This is a genomic window from Silanimonas algicola (assembly GCF_054777375.1).
Genome location: NZ_BAAHAS010000003.1, coordinates 525652 through 544660, shown reverse-complemented (window position 1 = coordinate 544660; position 19009 = coordinate 525652). Strand labels below are relative to the sequence as shown.

General features: G+C 70.5%; 19 protein-coding genes. 11 read left to right on the top strand and 8 right to left on the bottom strand.

Going from position 1 to position 19009, the window contains the following annotated elements; genetic code table 11:
* The first annotated feature begins 2 nt into the window (after nt 1-2).
* The 8 genes from prmA to ACYVAK_RS12555 all read left to right on the top strand — a co-directional run bounded on the left by prmA (nt 3) and on the right by ACYVAK_RS12555 (nt 8118).
* Nucleotides 3-914 (top strand): 50S ribosomal protein L11 methyltransferase, encoded by a 912-nt coding sequence (gene prmA / locus ACYVAK_RS12590; RefSeq protein WP_461061484.1) that lies wholly within the window; start codon nt 3-5, stop codon nt 912-914.
* A gap of 20 nt (nt 915-934) precedes the next feature.
* Entirely contained in the window at nt 935-1459 is a 525-nt protein-coding gene (locus ACYVAK_RS12585; protein WP_461061482.1) for a DUF3426 domain-containing protein, read from the top strand.
* A 95-nt stretch (nt 1460-1554) separates the two neighbouring features.
* Entirely contained in the window at nt 1555-1824 is a 270-nt protein-coding gene (locus ACYVAK_RS12580; protein WP_461061480.1) for a helix-turn-helix domain-containing protein, read from the top strand.
* Between the two features lie 72 nt (nt 1825-1896).
* The gene (gene purH / locus ACYVAK_RS12575) at nt 1897-3468 is read left to right on the top strand and encodes a bifunctional phosphoribosylaminoimidazolecarboxamide formyltransferase/IMP cyclohydrolase (RefSeq protein WP_461061478.1); all 1572 of its coding nucleotides are present in this window, start codon (nt 1897-1899) and stop codon (nt 3466-3468) included.
* Nucleotides 3469-3480: 12 nt separating this feature from the next.
* Nucleotides 3481-4107: a hypothetical protein gene (locus ACYVAK_RS12570; protein ID WP_461061476.1), complete on the top strand. Its 627-nt coding sequence runs from the start codon at nt 3481-3483 to the stop codon at nt 4105-4107.
* Between the two features lie 29 nt (nt 4108-4136).
* A complete protein-coding gene (gene purD, locus ACYVAK_RS12565; RefSeq protein WP_461061474.1) occupies nt 4137-5435 on the top strand; it encodes a phosphoribosylamine--glycine ligase in 1299 nt (432 codons plus the stop codon).
* A 15-nt stretch (nt 5436-5450) separates the two neighbouring features.
* A complete protein-coding gene (locus ACYVAK_RS12560) occupies nt 5451-6074 on the top strand; it encodes a glutathione S-transferase C-terminal domain-containing protein (protein WP_461061472.1) in 624 nt (207 codons plus the stop codon).
* 127 nt (nt 6075-6201) lie between these two features.
* Nucleotides 6202-8118, top strand: coding sequence for an MFS transporter (locus ACYVAK_RS12555; protein ID WP_461061470.1), 1917 nt, complete (start codon nt 6202-6204; stop codon nt 8116-8118).
* Nucleotides 8119-8158: 40 nt separating this feature from the next.
* Here ACYVAK_RS12555 and ACYVAK_RS12550 read toward each other — a convergent pair whose 3' ends face one another.
* The 5 genes from ACYVAK_RS12550 to ACYVAK_RS12530 form a co-directional block, all read right to left on the bottom strand.
* A complete protein-coding gene (locus ACYVAK_RS12550) occupies nt 8159-9031 on the bottom strand; it encodes a hypothetical protein (protein ID WP_461061468.1) in 873 nt (290 codons plus the stop codon).
* A 72-nt stretch (nt 9032-9103) separates the two neighbouring features.
* A complete protein-coding gene (nudC, locus tag ACYVAK_RS12545) occupies nt 9104-9997 on the bottom strand; it encodes an NAD(+) diphosphatase (RefSeq protein WP_461061466.1) in 894 nt (297 codons plus the stop codon).
* Entirely contained in the window at nt 9994-10350 is a 357-nt protein-coding gene (gene erpA, locus ACYVAK_RS12540) for an iron-sulfur cluster insertion protein ErpA (RefSeq protein ID WP_461062146.1), read from the bottom strand. The genes nudC and erpA overlap by 4 nt, the downstream gene beginning before the upstream one ends.
* Before the next feature lie 47 nt (nt 10351-10397).
* Entirely contained in the window at nt 10398-10862 is a 465-nt protein-coding gene (locus ACYVAK_RS12535) for a bactofilin family protein (protein WP_461061464.1), read from the bottom strand.
* A 22-nt stretch (nt 10863-10884) separates the two neighbouring features.
* Nucleotides 10885-11610: a DUF6776 family protein gene (locus ACYVAK_RS12530; RefSeq protein WP_461061462.1), complete on the bottom strand. Its 726-nt coding sequence runs from the start codon at nt 11608-11610 to the stop codon at nt 10885-10887.
* Between the two features lie 105 nt (nt 11611-11715).
* Here ACYVAK_RS12530 and ACYVAK_RS12525 point away from each other — a divergent pair, with 105 nt between their 5' ends.
* From ACYVAK_RS12525 to ACYVAK_RS12515, 3 genes are all read left to right on the top strand, one after another.
* Nucleotides 11716-12309, top strand: coding sequence for a DUF4126 domain-containing protein (locus ACYVAK_RS12525; RefSeq protein WP_461061460.1), 594 nt, complete (start codon nt 11716-11718; stop codon nt 12307-12309).
* Between the two features lie 73 nt (nt 12310-12382).
* A complete protein-coding gene (locus ACYVAK_RS12520; RefSeq protein WP_461061458.1) occupies nt 12383-14989 on the top strand; it encodes an EAL domain-containing protein in 2607 nt (868 codons plus the stop codon).
* Nucleotide 14990: 1 nt separating this feature from the next.
* Nucleotides 14991-17468 (top strand): hybrid sensor histidine kinase/response regulator, encoded by a 2478-nt coding sequence (locus ACYVAK_RS12515; protein WP_461061456.1) that lies wholly within the window; start codon nt 14991-14993, stop codon nt 17466-17468.
* Nucleotides 17469-17526: 58 nt separating this feature from the next.
* Here the strand turns inward: ACYVAK_RS12515 and bfr are convergent, their stop codons facing one another.
* The 3 genes from bfr to ACYVAK_RS12500 form a co-directional block, all read right to left on the bottom strand.
* Complete coding sequence (bfr, locus tag ACYVAK_RS12510) at nt 17527-18000, bottom strand: bacterioferritin (protein WP_461061454.1); 474 nt, start codon at nt 17998-18000, stop codon at nt 17527-17529.
* A gap of 126 nt (nt 18001-18126) precedes the next feature.
* The gene (locus ACYVAK_RS12505) at nt 18127-18318 is read right to left on the bottom strand and encodes a (2Fe-2S)-binding protein (protein WP_461062144.1); all 192 of its coding nucleotides are present in this window, start codon (nt 18316-18318) and stop codon (nt 18127-18129) included.
* A 115-nt stretch (nt 18319-18433) separates the two neighbouring features.
* Complete coding sequence (locus ACYVAK_RS12500; protein ID WP_461061452.1) at nt 18434-18982, bottom strand: RNA pyrophosphohydrolase; 549 nt, start codon at nt 18980-18982, stop codon at nt 18434-18436.
* Nucleotides 18983-19009 lie beyond the last annotated feature (27 nt).

Below are 19009 nucleotides of genomic sequence, written 5' to 3'. Positions count from 1 at the left end.
CCATGCCCCACCTCGAACTCTCCCTGCGCTGCCGCGCCGCCGACGAGCCCTGGCTCGAGCGCGCCCTCACCGACCTCGGCGCGATGAGCGTCACCCTGCTCGATCCGCAGGCCGACACCACGAACGAGCAGGCCATCCTCGAACCCGGCGTCGGCGAAACGCCGCTGTGGGCGGACTGCCTCGTGGTGGCGCTGTTCGAGGAGAACGTGCCGCGCGAGCCGCTTCTCGCCGCGCTGGAATCGATCGATCCGCGCGCCGATCTCGCGTCGGCCTCGTTCCGCGTGGTCGACGACCAGGACTGGGTTCGCGCGTGGATGGACCAGTTCCAGCCGATGGCCTTCGGCACCCGCACGTGGATCGTGCCCTGGGACCACGACCTGCCCGAGGCCGCGCAGGCCGCGAACGCGGCCGTCGTGCGCCTTGATCCGGGCCTCGCCTTCGGCTCGGGCACGCACGCCACCACCGCGCTCTGCCTCGAGTGGCTCGACGGCCTCGATCTCGCCGGCAAGACCGCGCTCGATTTCGGCTGCGGCAGCGGCATCCTCGCGCTGGCCGCGCTGAAGCTCGGGGCCGGGCGCGCGGTCGGCGTCGACAACGACCCGCAGGCCATCCTCGCCACCACCGACAACGCGTCGCGCAACGGCGTGGCCGATCGGATGGGCGTGTTCCTGCCCTCGGAAGAACCGAAGGCGACCTATCCCGTCGTCGTCGCCAACATCCTCGCCGTGGCGCTCGACGCGCTGGCCGACGTGCTCGCCTCGCGGGTGGCGCCGGGCGGCGTGATTGCGCTCTCCGGCATCCTCAAGGGCCAGGACGGGGCGCTGGTCGAACGCTATTCGGCGTGGTTCGACGACCTTGTCGTGACCCAACGCGAGGATTGGGTGCGCATCACCGGCCGCCGGCGGCCGGATTGAAGCCTTTACACTCCGTCGCCATGCCGCGCGCCCTCCCGAGCTTCGTCCGCCCCCCGCCGAAAATCGCCCCGCTCTCCCGGGCAGGCCGCTGGCGCATCGGGGCCCTGCTGGTCGCCGGCTGCGTCCTGCTGCTCGTGCAGATCGTGCTGGCCGACCGCGCCCGCTTCGCCGCCAGCCCGACGTGGCGACCGTGGATGGAGCGCGCCTGCGCCTCGCTGGGCTGCACCCTGCCGACGTGGCACGAGCCCAAGGCCTTCGTCGTGCTCAGCCGGGAGATCCAGCCGCATCCCAGCAACGGGCAGGCCTTGCTCGTCACGGCCAGCTTCCGCAACGACGCCGCATGGACCCAGGCCTGGCCGCTGCTGGAACTGGCACTCACCGATCTCGACGGCCAGCGGATCGGGTTGCGCCGATTCCAGCCGGTGGAGTACCTCGGGGGAACACCCTCCAGCGATGGCCTGGCTCCGGGCCAGTCGGCGACCATCGCCCTGGAGATCCTCGACCCCGGCAACCGTGCCGTGGCCTTCGAGTTCGATTTCCACTGACCCCAAAGTCGAGGTCGCGCGATGGCGGGAATTGGGGCAGACTCCCCTACCCCGCCGCCCACTGGACGGCCGGCGGGTTCGATTCTGGGGTCCCCGTGAACGCTCTCTCCTCCCGTGCCGAAGCCGCTCCGGCCGTGCCCGCTTTGCGCGAGGCCGTGTCCCGCGCCACGCGCCGCTATCTCAGCGACCGCGGCGAATGCGAAGCGGATTCGCTCTACGCGCTGATGCTGTCGGAAATGGAAACCGGCCTGCTGGCGGAAGTGATGAAGCACTGCGACGGCAACCAGAGCCGCGCCGCGGCCGTGCTCGGCATCAACCGCGCGACGCTGCGCAAGAAGCTCGAAGCCGTCGGCCTGCTGCGCTGATCGCCCCGACCGGGGTCGCCCGCCGCCCGTATAATTCGCGTCTTTCCGCCCGCGACGGGCCGAGGGAGACGCATGACCGACCATCGCCAGCCCATTCGCCGGGCCCTGCTGTCCGTTTCCGACAAGACCGGCCTGCTGCCGCTGGCCCAGGCGCTTGCCGCGAAAGGCGTGGTGCTGCTCTCCACCGGTGGCACGGCCAAGGCCCTGCGCGAGGCCGGCCTGGCCGTCACCGACGTTTCGGCGGTCACCGGCTTCCCGGAAATCATGGACGGCCGCGTCAAGACCCTGCACCCGACCGTGCACGGCGGCCTGCTCGGCCGCGCCGGCACCGACGACGCGGTGATGGCCCGGCACGGCATCGAAGCGATCGATCTTCTGGTGGTGAACCTCTACCCCTTCGAGGCGACGGTCGCGAAGGCCGACTGCACGTACGAGGACGCCGTCGAGAACATCGACATCGGCGGCCCGGCCATGCTGCGCGCGGCGGCGAAGAACCACGCGCGCGTCGCCGTGCTCACCGACCCGGCCGACTACGACGGCTTCCTCGAGGCGCTCGCCGCCGGCGGCACCACCGCCGCGCAGCGCCGCGGCTACGCCGCCAAGGGCTATGCGCACACGGCGCGCTACGACGGCAAGGTGAGCATGTGGCTCTCGGCGCGCGTCGAGGACGAAGCGAAGGCCGCGGAGTGGCCGAGCACGCTGAACCTGCAGCTCGACCTCGCCAGCAAGCTGCGCTACGGCGAGAACCCGCACCAGCGCGGCGCGCTGTACGTCGAGCGCGGCGCGCCGATGGGCATCGTCGCCACCGCGCGCTTCCTGCAGGGCAAGGAGCTCAGCTACAACAACCTCGCCGACGCCGACGCCGCGCTGGAATGCGTCAAGCAGTTCCACCAGCCGGCCTGCGTGATCGTCAAGCACGCCAACCCCTGCGGCGTGGCCTTGGCGCAGGACGTGTTCGCGGCCTACGACCGCGCCTACGCCACCGACCCGACCTCGGCCTTCGGCGGCATCATCGCCTTCAACCGCCCGCTCGACGCCGGCACTGCCGAGGAGATCCTCAAGCGCCAGTTCGTCGAGGTGGTGATCGCCCCGGTGGTCAGCGACGACGCCGTGGCCGTGATCGCGAAGAAGCCGAACGTGCGCGTGCTGGCCTGCGGCGCGCTCGACGCGCCGGGCGCCGCGCTCGACTACAAGCGCATCGCCGGCGGCCTGCTGGTGCAGGACGCCGACGTCACGCCCTGGGCCGCGGGCGACGGCCGCATCGTGACGAAGCGCCAGCCCTCGCCGGAGGAAATGGCCGACCTCGTCTTCGCGTGGCAGGTGGCGATGTACGTGAAGTCGAACGCCATCGTCTACGCGAAGGACGCGCAAACCGTCGGCATTGGTGCGGGCCAGATGAGCCGCGTGGTCAGCGCCAGGATCGCCGCCCTCAAGGCCGAGGAGGCCGGGCTCGTCGTGCCAGGCGCGGTGATGGCCAGCGATGCGTTCTTCCCCTTCCGCGACGGCATCGATGCGGCCGCGAAGGCCGGCATCCGCGCCGTGATCCAGCCGGGCGGTTCGATGCGCGACGCCGAGGTGATCGCCGCCGCCGACGAGCACGGCATGGCGATGGTGTTCACCGGCACCCGCCATTTCCGCCACTGAGGGCTGCGCCACATGAAGCACGGAATTCTGCTGGCTGCCTTGGTCGGCGCGTCGGCTTGTAACGCCACTGGCTTCGGCTGGCATGCCTGCTCCATCGAATGGCGCGAGCTTCGCGAAACCATCGTGCGCGAGAAAGCGCACATCAACGACCTGCTCGCTGGCAACCGCAACCCGGCCTTGCGCGAGCACTTCCAGATCGAGGCCGACGGCCTCATCGTTGGGCTGTGCACCGAGGGCGGTGCGATGGAAAGCCCGATCAGCTACGAGTTCTACGGCATCGACAGCATGGGCTATGCCGCCAAGTACCAGCAGGATCGTGGGATCGAAGGTTCCTTCTTCGAACGCTTCAGGAATCCCCAGCGGGCCATCCAGATCGGCGAGACCACGAAGCAGGACATGATCCACCCCGTGCACTTCATCGTGACGCCAGACGACATCGCGACGTTCATCGAAGAGCTTCGTGAGCTCAACACCAAGACACACCCACCGCGCCACCATCGCCAGCTTCGCCACCTCGAGGCGGTGATGGTCAAGACGGCCAACGACCTCTGGGGCGACCCCGCCACCGGGGCCGATGCCGCAGTGAGGAACGAATACGGCAATGGCCAACGCGCGCTGATCTTCTACGGGCAAGACTGATGGAAACGTCGAATGTGGATGCGCACGTCATGAAGATTCTGGTGATCGGCAACGGCGGCCGCGAGCACGCGCTGGCCTGGAAGCTCGCGCAGTCGGCGCGCGTGTCCGAAGTGCTGGTCGCGCCCGGCAACTCCGGCACGGGCACCGAGCCGAAGTGCCGCAATGTCGACATCAAGCCCTCCGATCTCGACGGCCTGCTCTCGCTCGTGCAGCGCGAGGGCGTGGCACTCACCGTCGTCGGCCCCGAGGCACCGCTGGTGGCCGGCGTGGTCGACCGCTTCCGCGCGACCGGGCAGCGCATCTTCGGGCCCACGGCAAAAGCGGCGCAGCTCGAGGGCAGCAAGGCCTTTGCCAAGGATTTCCTGAAGCGCCACGGCATCCCCACCGCCGGCTACGAGGTGTTCACCGAGGTCGATGCGGCCTGCACCTACATCCGCGCCCGCACCGCTGAACTCAATGACACCCGCATCGTGGTCAAGGCCGACGGCCTCGCCGCGGGCAAGGGGGTGATCGTCGCGATGAACGTGGCCGAGGCCGAAGCCGCCGTGCGCGACATGCTGGCCGGCAACGCCTTCGGCAGCGCCGGTTCGCGCGTCGTGATCGAGGACTTCCTCGACGGCGAGGAGGCCAGCTTCATCTCGATGGTCGATGGCGTGCACGCGCTGCCGATGGCCACCTCGCAGGACCACAAGCGCGTCGGCGATGGCGACACCGGCCCCAACACCGGCGGCATGGGCGCGTACTCGCCCGCCCCGGTCGTGACGCCCGAGGTGCATGCCCGCGTGATGCGCGAGGTGGTCGAGCCCACCGTGCGCGGCATGGCCGCGGACGGCGTGCCGTTCACCGGCTTCCTCTACGCCGGCCTGATGATCGATGCCCAGGGTGCGCCCAAGGTCATCGAGTTCAACGTGCGCTTCGGCGACCCGGAAACCCAGCCGGTGATGCTGCGCCTCGACTCCGACCTCGTCGATCTCGTCGAGGCGGCGATCGACGGCCGGCTCGACACGGTCGAGGCGCGCTGGTCGCCCGAGCCCGCGCTCGGCGTGGTGATGGCCGCCAAGCCGTATCCGGAAACGCCGATCACCGGCGACGTGATCCACGGCCTCGACGCCGTGCCGGCCTTCGCGAAGGTGTTCCACGCCGGCGCCACGCTCGACGGCGGCGTGGTGACCACCAGCGGCGGGCGCGTGCTTTGCGTCTGTGCCAAGGGTGCGGACATCCGCGAGGCACAGCGCAAGGCCTACGAGGCCGTCGCCAGGATCTCGTGGGCGAACGAGCTCCACCGCACCGACATCGGCTGGCGCGCGGTCGCCCGCGAGTCCGCCTGACCCCGGAGGTTCCGCATGAAGCTGATGCTGTCCCTGCCCTCGCCCTTCGCCCGCAAGGTGCGCGCCGTCGCCGCCGAGCGCGGCATCGCGCTCGAGCTGGTCGAGGTGGACGTCTTCCGGGCCGACAACGGCGTGGCCGACGCCAACCCGCTGCGCAAGGTGCCCTGCCTCGTCACCGACGACGGCGAGGCCTGGTACGACTCCCGCGTCATCGTCGAGCTGCTCGACGGCCTCGGCGACGGCCCGCGCCTGATCCCGGACGACCGCGCCGAGCGCCTTGCCGTGCGCCGCATCGAGGCGCTGGCCGACGGCCTGCTCGACGCCGCCGTGCTGGTGCGGATGGAACGCCTCTGGCCCGGCCGCACGCCGGAGCAGCGCAGCGCCGCGTGGCAGGACTGGCAGTGGGCCAAGGTCGACGGCGCCTTCGCGGAACTCGAGCGCCGGCTGGCGGACCGCGCCCACTTCGTCGGCGGTCGCGTGACGCTGGCCGACCTCGCGGTGGCGTCGGCGCTTGGCTGGCTGGATTATCGCCTGCCCGACCACCCGTGGCGTCCGCTCGCCCCGCGCGTGGCTGCGTGGTACGCGACGTTCGCGGCGCGCCCCGCCTTCGCTTCGACCGCGCCGCCGCCGCTCTCGTAGCGGGCCCATCGGGCTCGGGCCGGAGGCACGCCGGGTCGCAGGTTCCGCGACGTCGACGGCCGGCGACTCGGGCTCGAGCGGACGGCGGCCGCGCTTTGCTAGTGTCGACGGGTCTTCGGAGACCCGCATGTCGCACAGCCAGTTCGCCCTGCTCGGCCAACGCCGCTTCGCCCCGTTCTTCCTGAGCCAGTCGCTCGGGGCCTTCAACGACAATGTCTTCAAGCAGGCGCTGGTCATCCTCGTCACCGTCAAGGCGGTGGGCCTGACCGACGACGAGCGCAGTCTCTGGGCCAACCTTGCCAGCGCGCTGTTCATCCTGCCCTTCTTCCTGTTCTCCGCCACCGCCGGCCAGTGGGCCGAGAAGTACGAGAAGGCGCGCTCGATCCGCCGCATCAAGCTGCTGGAGATCGTCATCGCCGTGCTCGCGGCGGTGGGCTTCTGGCTGGACTCGCTGCCCTTCCTGCTCGGCGTGCTGTTCCTGCTCGGCGCACAGAGCACGCTGTTCGGGCCGATCAAGTACGCGATCCTCCCGCAGGCGCTGAAACCGGAGGAGCTCACCGGCGGCAACGGCCTCGTCGAGACCGGCACCTTCCTCGCCATCCTCGTCGGCACGATCTTCGGCGGCGTGCTGATCAGCGAGTACGAGAACGGTCCCTTCCTCGCCTCGCTGGCCGTCATCGCCATCGCCGTCGCCGGCTATATCGCCGCGCGTTTCGTCCCCGAAGCGCCCGCCACGGCGCCGGACCTCGCCATCGACCGCAACCCGCTGCGCGCCACGCTCTCCACGCTGGCCACGCTGAAGGGCCAGCGCGCGGTGCTGAACTCGGTGCTCGGCATCAGCTGGTTCTTCTTCTTCGGCGCGCTGTTCCTCGCGCAGTTGCCGAAGTACGCCATCGACGTGCTGGGCGGGGACGCCACGGTGATCCCGCTGCTGCTCACCCTGTTCTCGCTCGGCATCGGCGCAGGCTCGCTGCTCTGCGAAACGCTGTCGCGCCGCACCGTCGAGATCGGCCTGGTGCCGCTCGGCGCCATCGGCATGACGGTGTTCGGCGTCGACCTGTGGCTGGCGCAGCCGCAGGCCAGCGCGCACGCCCTCGAGGTCGCGGCCGGCACCGCCAACGCGCTCGACTGGCGCGGCTTCCTCGCCGCCGAGGGCAGCGCGCGCATCGCCCTCGACCTCACGCTGATCGGCCTGTTCGGCGGCTTCTTCATCGTGCCCCTGTTCGCGCTCGTGCAGCAGCGCGCGCCGCGCGAGCAGCTCTCGCGCGTGATCGCCGCCAACAACATCCTCAACGCGCTGTTCATCGTCATCGCGGCGGGGATCGCCATCGTGCTGCTGGGACCGGCAGGCCTGTCGATTCCCGAGCTCTTCCTCGTCACCGCGGTGCTGAACGCGGTCGTCGCGATCCACATCTTCAGCCTCGTGCCCGAGTTCCTGATGCGCTTCCTGGTGTGGTTGGCGACGCTCGCCATGTACCGCATCGACACCAGGGGCATCGAGGAGAACATCCCCGACGAGGGGCCGGCGCTGGTGGTGTGCAACCACGTCGGCTACATGGACGCGCTGCTGCTGGCCGGTGCGATCCCGCGCCCGGTGAAGTTCGTCATGTACTACAAGATCTTCCGCATCCCGGTCATGAACTGGGTGTTCCGCGCGGCGGGCGCGATCCCCATCGCCGGCAGCAAGGAAGACCCCGCACTGATGCAGCGCGCCTTCGACCGCATCGACGCGGCGCTGGCGAACGGCGAGATCGTCGGCCTCTTCCCCGAGGGCGGGCTGACCAGGGACGGCGAGATCGCACCCTTCCGCCCCGGCGTCGAGAAGATCCTCGCGCGCCGCCCGGTGCCGGTGGTGCCGATGGCGCTGAAGAACCTCTGGGGCAGCCTGTTCAGCCGCCGCGATTCGGCGCTCGGCCGCATGCGATTGCCGCGCCGCTTCCGCGCGGCGATCGGCATCGAGGCGACGACGCCGGTGCCCGGCGAGATCGCCACCGCGGCCCTGCTCGAAGCCAGGGTGCGCGCGTTGCGCGGTGACGCGGCCTGACGACCCGCGCGGCAGGCGCGACAGCGTTGGTGCCGGGCCGTTAGCCGACGAATCCCGCCACGACGAACAGCGCCAGCACGCCCAGCCAGATCACGAGGATGCGCCAGACCAGGCTCATCGCATCGCGCAGCTCCAGCAATGCAGGGGCCTGCGCCGGGCCGTCGGCCGCGTAGGCCTCCTCCTCGGCGAGTTCAACGGCCACGCTGGCCCGGGCGGCCGCCTCCAGGTGACCGAGGCCGAGGCGAACCCCATCGGCATGCCACCGGCGCCAGGCCCCGATGACGGCATCGAAGTCGGCGGCGAGCGCCAGCGTCAGGGTCATCAGCTGCGCGACCGGCCAGTCGAGCACGCCGAGCAGCACGCCGGCGGTGCCACGCTGCGCTTCCGGCAGGCGCTGCTGCGCGGCGCCTTGCGCCGACAGCGCCACGAGGCGGTAGCCAACCGCGCCCACCGGCCCGAGCACGAGGAACCAGAACAGCGGCCCGAACCAGCGCCACAGCGCGCAGCGGAACACGGCCTCCACCAGCGGGCCACCCTCGATGACGGCTTCGGCCTGCTGCGGGAACAGCGGCTTCGCCGCCTCGCGGCGCGCCTCCGTGCCATCGGCCTCGATCACGGCTTCGACATCGAGGTCGAGGTCGCGCGGACCCCAGGCGTAGAACAGACCCGCGATGCCGAGCAGCAGGCTCGGCAGGCCATAGGCCCAACCGGCGAGCCACCACTGCAGCGCGGCCAGCAGGACCAGCGGCAGGCCGAGGCCGAACCACAGCGCGGCACGGCGCAGGCTGCCGCCCTCGGCGCCGAGCACGCCCAGCCAGGCGACGAAGCCATCGTGGTGGCGGAGCGCGGCCAGCGGCTTGGCGACATGGCCAAGGAGCAACGCGGCGATGACGGCGACGAGGGTGATGGACATCCGGTCTTGGGCGCGACGGGCTCGTTCGGGGGAGCAGTCTAGCGCGCGGGGGCGACGGGCTCGTCGAAGGGCTCAGTCGCGGCCGTGCGCCCAGGCCTCGATCAGCGCCCGGGCGATCGACAGGCGCGGCGCGAAGGCCAGCGGCGGGGGATCGTCCCCGCGCGGTGCATCGGTGGCCGCCAGGCCGGCGAGGACCTCGTCGCGCGTGAACCAGCGTGCGGCCTCGAGCTCGTCATCGACCTCCGGCGCCGGCGCATCGGGCTCGGCTTCGGCGTGGAAGCCGAGCATCAAGGCCATCGGGAACGGCCAGGGCTGGTCGCCGGCGTAGCGTACGTTGCGCACGGCGATGCGGGTTTCCTCGAACACCTCGCGGCGAACGGCCTGCGCGAGCGATTCGCCGGGCTCGACGAAACCAGCGACCACCGACCAGCGGCCCGGCGGCCAGCTGCCCTGCCGGCCGAGCAACAGGCGATCGCCGGAGCTGACGGCCACGATGATGGCCGGATCGGTGCGCGGGTAGGCCTCGAGTCCGCATCCGGGGCACCGCGCCGACCAACCCGCCTGCCGACGTTCGAGCGCCGTGCCGCACCCACCGCAGAAGCACGCTCGACGCCGCCAGTTCAGCAGGCCCGCCGCGGCCGCGAACAGCGCGGCCTCGCGGCCCGGCCACTGCATGCCGGCACGGCGAAGGTCGACCGTGGGCGCACCCTCCGCCGGTCGCTCCAAGGCGAAACAGGGAACGGCCTCGACGAGCCCGAGGAACACGGCGTCCTCGGGACGCTCGCCGGCCACCGTCTCGCCGACGGGCCAGGTATCGAATTCGCCCGCCTCGAGGCTGCGCGATTCGCCATCGAGTCGCAGCACGCGCGCGCCGGGCCACGCGGCGTCGAGGGCCTCGGCAGACGATCGAAGGTGGGCAGCGCGGTCGAAACCGCCGTCGACGAAGGCGAAGCCCGAGAGGCTCACACCGAGAAGCTGCTGCCGCAGCCGCAGGTGGTCTTGGCGTTGGGGTTGCGGATGACGAACTGCGAGCCCGCGAGGCTCTCGCGGTAGTCGACCTCGGCCCCCATCAGGTACTGCAGGCTCAGCGGATCGACCACGAGGGTCACGCCGTCGCGCTGCACGGCCACGTCGTCCTCGTTGCTCGCCTCGTCGAACTCGAAGCCGTACTGGAAGCCCGAGCAGCCGCCGCCGGTGATGTAGACGCGCAGCTTGAGGTCGGCATTGCCCTCGTCCGCGATCAGCGCGGCGACCTTGGCCGCGGCGGCCGGCGTGAAGCCCAAGGGGGCGTCGAGGTCCTGGTAGCTGGGCGTCGTCATGGCGGGGATATGGCGATCGGCATCCTGCGATTCAAGCACGCGACGCGTCAGGCCGGTGTCGCTTCGCGCTCGGCGGTCGTCCGCGGCGATGCGGACGGCGTTCCGCCGCCCTTGCCGGGCCCGCCCGTCGGCGCCATGGCGGCCACGTGCACCAGCTGCCCGGTCACGGCCGCACCGGCGGCCATCTCGATCACGGCGTAATGCAGGTTGCCTTCGACACGCGCTTCCGGGCCGAGCTCGAGCCGCTGCGTGGCGTGCACGTCGCCCTTCACGCTGCCGTTGATGACGATGACCGGCGCACGCAGCTCGCCCTCGACGCGGCCGCGGGCCGCGATCGTGACCATCGCCTCGGCGCCGGCGTCCGCGATGGCGCGGCCGATCAGCTGCCCCTCGAGGTACAAACCGCCCGAGAACTGGATGTCGCCACGCAGCACCATCTGCGGGCCGATCAGCGTGTCGACGCTGCCGCCGGCGCGGGACGCGCGGGATTTGGAATCACCGAAACCGAGCATGGAACGATCCTTTCGGGGGGAATCAGGGCGCCGCACCGCCCTGCCAGGGGAGGGTGGCCTCGACCGGGCCGCCGCCGCCCTCGAGGGTGACGCGGACCCGCTGTGGGGTGAAGCCGGCCGGCAGCACGATGCTGCCGTCGAGCTTCTGGAAGTAGCGGAAAGAATACGCCTGACCCGGCGCGTTGTCGGCCTGCCGCAGCGTGTCCCAGTCGACGGTCTTCAGCGCACCCGCGGAAACGCCTTCCACGGCGAAACGGAGTCGTCCGGCGCTGATCGCGCCGCGATTGAGGTTCTGCGTCAGGGTCAGGGTGTAGCGCCAGCTGCCCCCGGCCTCGGGCTGGAACTCGGCCGCGTGCACCGTGAGGCCGCGGCGTTGGCCGGTGGCGCCGACCAGCCGCTCGTAGAACGCCACGTCGGCGCGCAAGGCGGCGATTTCCTCGTCCCGCTCCGCCAGCGTCTCCTGCACTTCGACGTTGGCCGCGCGGCTGATCTGCTCCGACCGCGACAGCGTCGCGACCTGCTGCTTCACGGCTTCCAGCTCGGCGCGGGTCTCCGCGTACGCCGCAAGCAGCTCGCCGTGTTCGGCCCGCAACGCGGTGAGGGCCGGCTCGGCCCGCCAGGCCATCCACCCCCAGAGCAGCACCAGCGACAGCGGCCAGCCCGCCACGATGGCCCAGCGGCGCAGGCGGTCGGATGCCCGTCGGGGCACCACGATGAAGCGGGCGTCGTCGTCGCGTGGGGCGTTCACGGTCCAGGTCCGAGACGGGGGGACCGGTATAGCGGCCTCCTTCAGGCAGGGTCAAGCGATCACTTCCATACTCCGGTCGTTCCCCGCCGCCCGAGGAGTGCCCCGATGCCCGACGCGCCGTTGTTCGCCCTAGGCCTGGCCCTCGCCTGTCTGGCCGGCGTGCGCGCCTACCTGACGGTCTTCGGTGTCGGGATCGCCGCCCTGCTGGGCTGGATGCCGCTTCCAGCCGGCATGGAGGTGGTGACCTCGCCGTGGGTGCTCGGCACCGCCGGTGCCCTCGCCGTGGTGGAGTTCTTCGCCGACAAGATCCCCGGGGTCGATTCCGCCTGGGACCTCGTCAACACGCTGGCGCGCGTTCCGGCCGGCGCCTTCCTCGCCTCGGCGGCGTTCGCCCCCGACGGCGAATGGGGCGTCGCGGCGGCCGCCTTGGGCGGGGCGGCCGCATTGTCCACCCACGCACTGAAGAGCAGCACCCGGGTCGCCATCAATGCCTCGCCGGAGCCGGTCTCCAACTGGGTGGCCTCCGGTACCGAGGATGTCGTCGCCGCCGGCGGGCTGGTGCTGGCGATCCTGGCCCCGATCGCGGCGGCGTTCCTGCTGGCGGCCATGACCGCCGCAGGCCTCTACCTCGGGTGGCGTCTCGTCCGCGGCCTCACCAAAAGGCAAGGAAACAAAACGCGAAGCGCGTCACAAGTGTGAATCTTGTTGAACGCGGATTGCCGCGCCCCGGGAGCGGACCAACAATGCGGGAACCCCTTGGAGCCCGCCGCCTGTGTCCGTCGCCGCTTTCGAAGCCGGCCGAATCGCGGCCGACGACCTTGCCCCCGTCCTGCGCCAGCGCTGCCGGCAGATGGAACGCCGTGTGCGCCGGGCGCGCCGCGCGGGCTGGGACATCAACGCAGTCGCCCAGATCAGGGAGGACCTCGGACCGCTCGTCCACGGCCTCCATGCGCTCGACCGCGGGCCCGCCGTCGACACGGCCCTGCTGCTCGCCGAATCGCTGGCCCAGCCACTCGAGCGCCAGGGCCTGCCCGACCCGATCCTCGGCGCACGCCTCAGTGCGCTGCTCGAGACGCTGATCGACCAGCTGCCCGCAGGCGGCCACGAGTACGTCGAGCGCTCGCTCGTGATCCTTCCGCACCCCCCACGCGCGGAGGGCTTGCCTCTGGGCTTCTGGCGGCGATGGGTGGCCGACGCCGCACCGGCGCGCTGCATCCCGGCCATGCCCATGAACCGCGCCGCCCTCCCCACTTCCGGTACACGCCCGTCCCCCGCCGAGGCGTCTACACTCGACGACTCTCGCTTTGGCAACGGATCGCTACCCATGACGGCGCTGCGGCTCTATCTCCTGTCCGATGAAAGCCGCGAGGCCGAGGTGCTGGCCGAGCAGCTGCGCTCCCGGCAGTTCGAGGTGGACGCACTTTCGGACATCGACGAGCTCGTCGAACTGGTCGGCGCCCTGCCGGCCGACGTGGTGCTCATCGACCGGATGCATGCCGCGTCGATCGATCGCATCGGCGAGGCGATGAAGCCGATCCGGATGCGCGCCAGCCAGCCGATCCGCATGGCGCTGATCACCGACACCGACGACGTCATGGCCCGCCTCTCGGCCCGCCGCGCCGGCATGGACGCCGTGCTGGTGCGCCCGCACGGCGGCATCGACGTGGCCAACCGGCTGCGCGACCTGTTCAGCACCGGCGAGCCGGTCTACCGCGTGCTGATCGTCGAGGACGATCGTGCCCAGGCCCTGTTCGCCGAAGGCGTGCTTCGCAACGCCGGCATGGACACGCGCATCGTGCTCGATGCGCTCGACGTGCTGCCGACCCTCGACACCTTCGAGCCCGACCTGATCCTGATGGATTTCCACATGCCGGTGGCGAACGGCATCGAGCTCACCGCGCTGATCCGCGAGCGCGATGCGTTCGCGCATACGCCGATCGTGTTCCTGACCGGCGAGCAGGACGAGGAGGTCCGCTTCAACGCGCTGGACGCCGGCGGCGACGATTTCCTTTCCAAGCCGATCCGACCGAAGCACCTGATCGCGAGCGTGCAAGGGCGCATCCGCCGTTACCGCGACGTGCAGCAGATCCGCGAGCGGGAGTCGGACGGCGCCGCCGCGGCCCCCAGCAGCGTGGACAGCGGGATCGTCGAGCGCGGCCGGATGATGGCGCGCATCGACCAGCTGATCACGGAAGGGCGCGTCCGCGGTGGCGTCGTCTTCCTCGAGATGGAGACCATCGCCCGGTTGCGCGAACGTCTGGGGCTCGGCCAGTTCGAGCGGCTGCACGTCGAGGCCCTCGACCTCCTCAAGCCCCTGGCCGGCGAACGCATGCTGTGCCGCTTCGCCGACGGTGGCTTTCTCGTGCTGGATGCCAGCCTCGACCCTGACGAGCTGCTGATGCTCGGCGTCCAGCTCCGTGAAGCGCTGGTCGCGCACGAGTTCCGCCTTGGCGACCAGGGTGTGGTCACCCCGGCGGTGGCCGGCGTCGCGCCGCTTGTGGAGGAGTTCACCGACGCGGGCGCGCTGCTCAACGCCGTCGAGAAGACGGCGCACAACGCCCGCAAGCGCAGCGACCGCATCGACTTGTACCGCCCGCTGGCCGCCGAGGAGGTCCTGCGCCAGAAGGCGCTGATCGACGACATGCGCCAAGCGATGTCGTCGGGACGCCTGTCCCTGCTGTACCAGCCGATCGTCGCCGTCGCCGGCGGCGAAGACAGCCGCTACCAGGTGCTGCTGCGCCTTGACACCAGCAGCGGCAAGCGCATGACCGCCGCCGAAGTGATCCCGGCGGCGGAACGTTCCGGCTTCATCGTCGAGATCGACCGCTGGGTGCTGCGCGAGGCCATCGCCAAGATCGCCGATGCCCGCAACCGCGGCGCCACGATGACGCTGTTCGTCACCCAGTCACCGTACACGCTCGCCCACGGCGGCCATGCCGAGTGGCTGCGCAACGAACTCCGCGCACTCGACATCCCGGGGACCTCGCTGGTGATCGAGCTGCGGCTTTCCGATGCCAGCGTGCACACCGGCACGCTGCGCGAGTTCTGCTCGGCGATGGTCGCCGACGGCGTGCAGTTCTGCCTGTCGCAATTCGAGCCGGGGCCCGAGGTCGAATCGACCATGGAACAGCTGCCGCTGTCGCTGATCAAGCTCGCCGGGAAGTATTCGACCGGTGCGCTGTCGTCGGCCGTGCGCGACGAGCTGAAGGTCATCATCGACCGCGCGCATCGGCGCAGCCTCGAAGTCATCGGCCACGGCGTCGAGGACCCGCAGGCCGCCGCCACGCTGTGGATGAGCGGCGTGGACTTCGTGCAGGGCAACCTGGTGCAGCAGGCCGCCGACGCCCTTGACTTCGATTTCAACCAGGCGATCCTCTGACGTGCTGCCGCCCCGCATCCCCAACCGGCTGCTCGCGGGCTGGCTGCTGCTGGCCGCCGCCGCCGGGCTCCTGCTCGCCGTCGTCCTCGCCCTGCTGCCTTTCGGCGGCTTCTGGCCCACCGTCATCGCCGCCGCCGGGTTCACCGTCGGCGCCATCGTGGTGGTGCCCGGCGGGCTGCGGGAAGCCCGCGAACTCCTTGCCGAGCACCAGAGGCTCACCAGCGAGAACCAGCGCATGGTCGAAACGCTGCAGCAGGAGCTGGAGCGCCACCGCCGCCTCGAACTCGAGCTGAAGGACGCCAAGAAGCAGACCGAGGCGGCGATGATGGCGAAGGGCGAGTTCCTCGCCACCATGAGCCACGAGATCCGCACGCCGCTCAACGGCATCCTGCCGGTGATCGACATGCTGCTGGCCGCGCGCCTCACCGCCGACCAGGCCGATCTGCTGCGAACGGCGCATGGCTCCGCGAAGCAGATGCTGCGGATCGTCGACGACATCCTCGACTACTCGAAGCTCGAGGCGAACAAGGTCGACCTCGAGACGACGGGCTTCAACCTGCGCGAGCTCGCCGAGTCGGTGGTTCGCCTGATGACCAAGCAGGCCGAAACCAAGGGCCTGCTGCTGCACCTCGAGATCGACCCGGGGGTGCGTCTGCCTGTTCGCGGCGATCCGACGCGACTCCGCCAGGTGATGACCAACCTGCTCAGCAACGCGATCAAGTTCACCGACCGTGGCCGCGTCACCCTGCGGATCCAGAAGAACGGCGAGGAGCGCCTGCACCACCCACTGCGCTTCGAGGTGATCGACACCGGCATCGGCATCCCGAAGGACAAGCTGTCGCAGCTCTTCGTCGCCTTCTCGCAGGCCGATGCCTCGACCACCCGCATGTATGGCGGCACCGGCCTTGGCCTCGTCATCTGCAAGCGCATCATCACCCTGATGGGCGGCCGCATCGGCGTCGACAGCGAGCCCGGCCAAGGCTCGCGCTTCTGGTTCGAAGTCCCGCTCGCCAAGGCCGTCGGCGACCTGCCCGCAGCACGCGCCGACTTGTCGGGCGCCCGGGTGCTGCTCATGACGCCCGATGCGGCGCAGCGTGAGCGTCTGGCCACCGCGATGCAGAACTGGGGCCTGCGCCTGTCCTACTCGAGCACGCCTCCCGAAGCGCTGCAGATGCTGCGCTCGGCCGCATCCCGCGGCATGGGTGGCGGTTTCGAGGCACTGGTGGCGGACCTGCGCGATGGCGCTTCGGCCGCCGTGGTGCTGCAGCGCGCGCTCGCGCGTTCGCCGGAAGTGGCCGGATTGAAGATGCTGCTGCTGGCGGGCGCCGAGCCGCTGCCGCCCGAGGTCACCTCGGCGCCCGGGGTCGGCATGCTGAGACGCGATGCCGCCGCTGCCGACCTGAAGTCTGGCCTCGCCGACCTCCTCGTGCCCGACCAGGCGACGCCATTGCCCGGCGCGGGCGAGGCCGAGGACGAATTCGCGCTGGGCGGCACGCTCGCGCCATCGCCGGCCGTGGCCGCGTTGCCGCAGGGCAGCAGCGTCGGTGCGTTCTCGGAAGCCGCGATCGGCCGCCGGGCGCGCGTGCTGCTGGTCGAGGACAACCCCGTGAACCTCTTGGTCGCACAGAAGCTCATCGCCCAGATGGACCTGATCTGCGAGTCGGCGGGCGACGGCGAGCGCGCGCTGGAGCGCATGGCCGCAGGCAACCTCGACGTGGTCCTGATGGATTGCCAGATGCCGGTCAAGGACGGCTACACGGCCACGCGCGAGTGGCGCGAGTACGAAGAAGCCCATCGCCTGCCCCGGCTGCCGATCGTCGCCATGACGGCGAACGCCATGGCCGGGGACCGCCAGCGCTGCCTCGACGCCGGCATGGATGACTACTTGTCGAAGCCGGTCGACCGCTCGCAGCTCGAGGACACCCTGAAGCGATGGCTGCAGCGGGGCGCCCTCGCCCGCCGCAGCGCCGTGCACGCATCCGCGGCACCGACGGGGCGCGCCACGCCGGCGCTCGCGGTGCCTGCCCCGACGCCCATGCTGCCGCCGATCGGCCTCCAGCGTTCGGAAAGCCCCCCGGTCGCGGTCGCTCCGCCCGTCTCGGCGCCGCCGTCCGGCACGGCGATCCCGTCCGGAGCCGCCACACCCAGCGTGCTCGATGACGAGGTGCTGGCCGAGCTTCGCGAGGTCATGGGCGGCGAGTTCGGCAACCTCGTGCAGATGTTCCTCGTCGATGCCGCCAAGTACATCCAGCAGCTCGAGGAAGCGGCGGCCGACAACAACCTCGAGAAGATGATCGCGCCGGCGCACACGCTGAAGTCCTCCAGCGCCAACCTGGGCGCCATGGCGGTGTCGGCCGCCGCGAAGCGCATCGAGGTCGGCGCCCGCGAGGGCGCGCTGCCGCGTCCCGCCGTGGCGGTCGCCGTGCTCGAGGCCGAGTTCCAGCGCGCCAGCGAGTCGCTACGCAAGCTCGTGGCCTGAAAAACGGACGGCCGGGTCGCCCCGGCCGTCCTTCGCTCTTCCCGGCTCCAGGCGCCGCTCAGTCCTTCGACAGCGTCGTCTGCAGGTAGGGGCCCTCGCCCAGGCGCTTGATCAGGTCGAGCTGCGTTTCCAGCCAGTCGACGTGCTCTTCCTCGGACGCAAGGATCTTCGCGAACAGGTCGCGGCTGACGTAGTCACCCACCGACTCCGCATGCGCCACGCCGGCCTTCAGGTCGGGAATGGCGACCATCTCGAGCTTGAGGTCGCACTCGAAGACTTCCTTCGGCGTCTCGCCGATCATGATCTTGCCGAGGTTCTGCAGGTTCGGCAGGCCCTCGAGGAAAAGGATGCGCTCGATGACCCAGTCGGCGTGCTTCATCTCGTCGATCGACTCGTGGTACTCGTGTTCGCCGAGTTCCTTGAAGCCCCAGTTCTTCAACATGCGCGCATGCAGGAAGTACTGGTTGATCGCGGTGAGTTCGTTGTAAAGCACCTTGTTGAGGTGCTGGATGACCTGCGGGTCGCCCTTCATGTCGGCTGCTCCTTGACGCGTAGTGGGAGAAGCCTAGCGCCGCTACGGAGCGCACGGGTAAACGCGAATCGCTGCGCGAGGCGGATGCAAAGCGAAAGACGGTCTTCGCACCCTCGCGACGACCGCTCAGGCCGCGATGGGAAGCCCGAGGCTCTTCGACTTGGCCTGCGCGATCGCTTCTTCCGCGTACTCGCGGCAGCAGCCGCAGGTGCTGCCGCAGCCCGTGCGCGCGGCGAGCGCATCGAGACTGTCGCAGCCCTCGTCGACGGCCCGCTGGATATCGCGATCGGTGACCCCGTTGCAGACGCACACGTACACGGCTTGCATCCAGTAATACGAACGGTTTGCATTACAAGCCGCAATGGGTCGGCTGTCAAGGCCGGGCGCGCGCGCCGGCGCGCCGGGTTCAGGCCCGGGTCGAGGGCGTGAAGGCTCAGGCCTGCCGGCGGCTCCGGGCCTCGGCCGCCGGGGGGACGAACGCCGGCTCCGGCACGGCCTCCGGCCCCGCCAGACCTCGCGCCGCCGTCGCCACGTGGCACAGCGCGCGCGTATAGACCTCGCGCTTGAAGTGCACGACGTGCTCGACCGGGTACCAGTAGTCGACCCAGCGGAACCGATCGAACTCGGGCTTCTCGTTGGCGTCGAGCCGCACGTTCGACTCACACGCCACCAGCCGCAGCAGGAACCACACCTGCTTCTGCCCGATGCACCTCGGCTTCTCGCCGTTGCGCACGCAGCGCGAGGGCAGCCGGTACCGCAGCCAGCCCGGCGTCGAATGCAGCAGCTCGACGTGCTCCGGGAGCAGGCCGGTCTCTTCCTGCAGCTCGCGGTACATGGCCTCGAGCGGCGTCTCGTCGCTGTTCATGCCCCCCTGGGGGAACTGCCAGCCGTCGCGATGCACGCGACGGGCCCAGAACAGGCGGCCGTCGTCGCGCATCAGGATGATGCCGACATTGGGGCGATAACCGTCCGGATCGATCACCGTACGGGCTCCAAATTCAATGCAGGC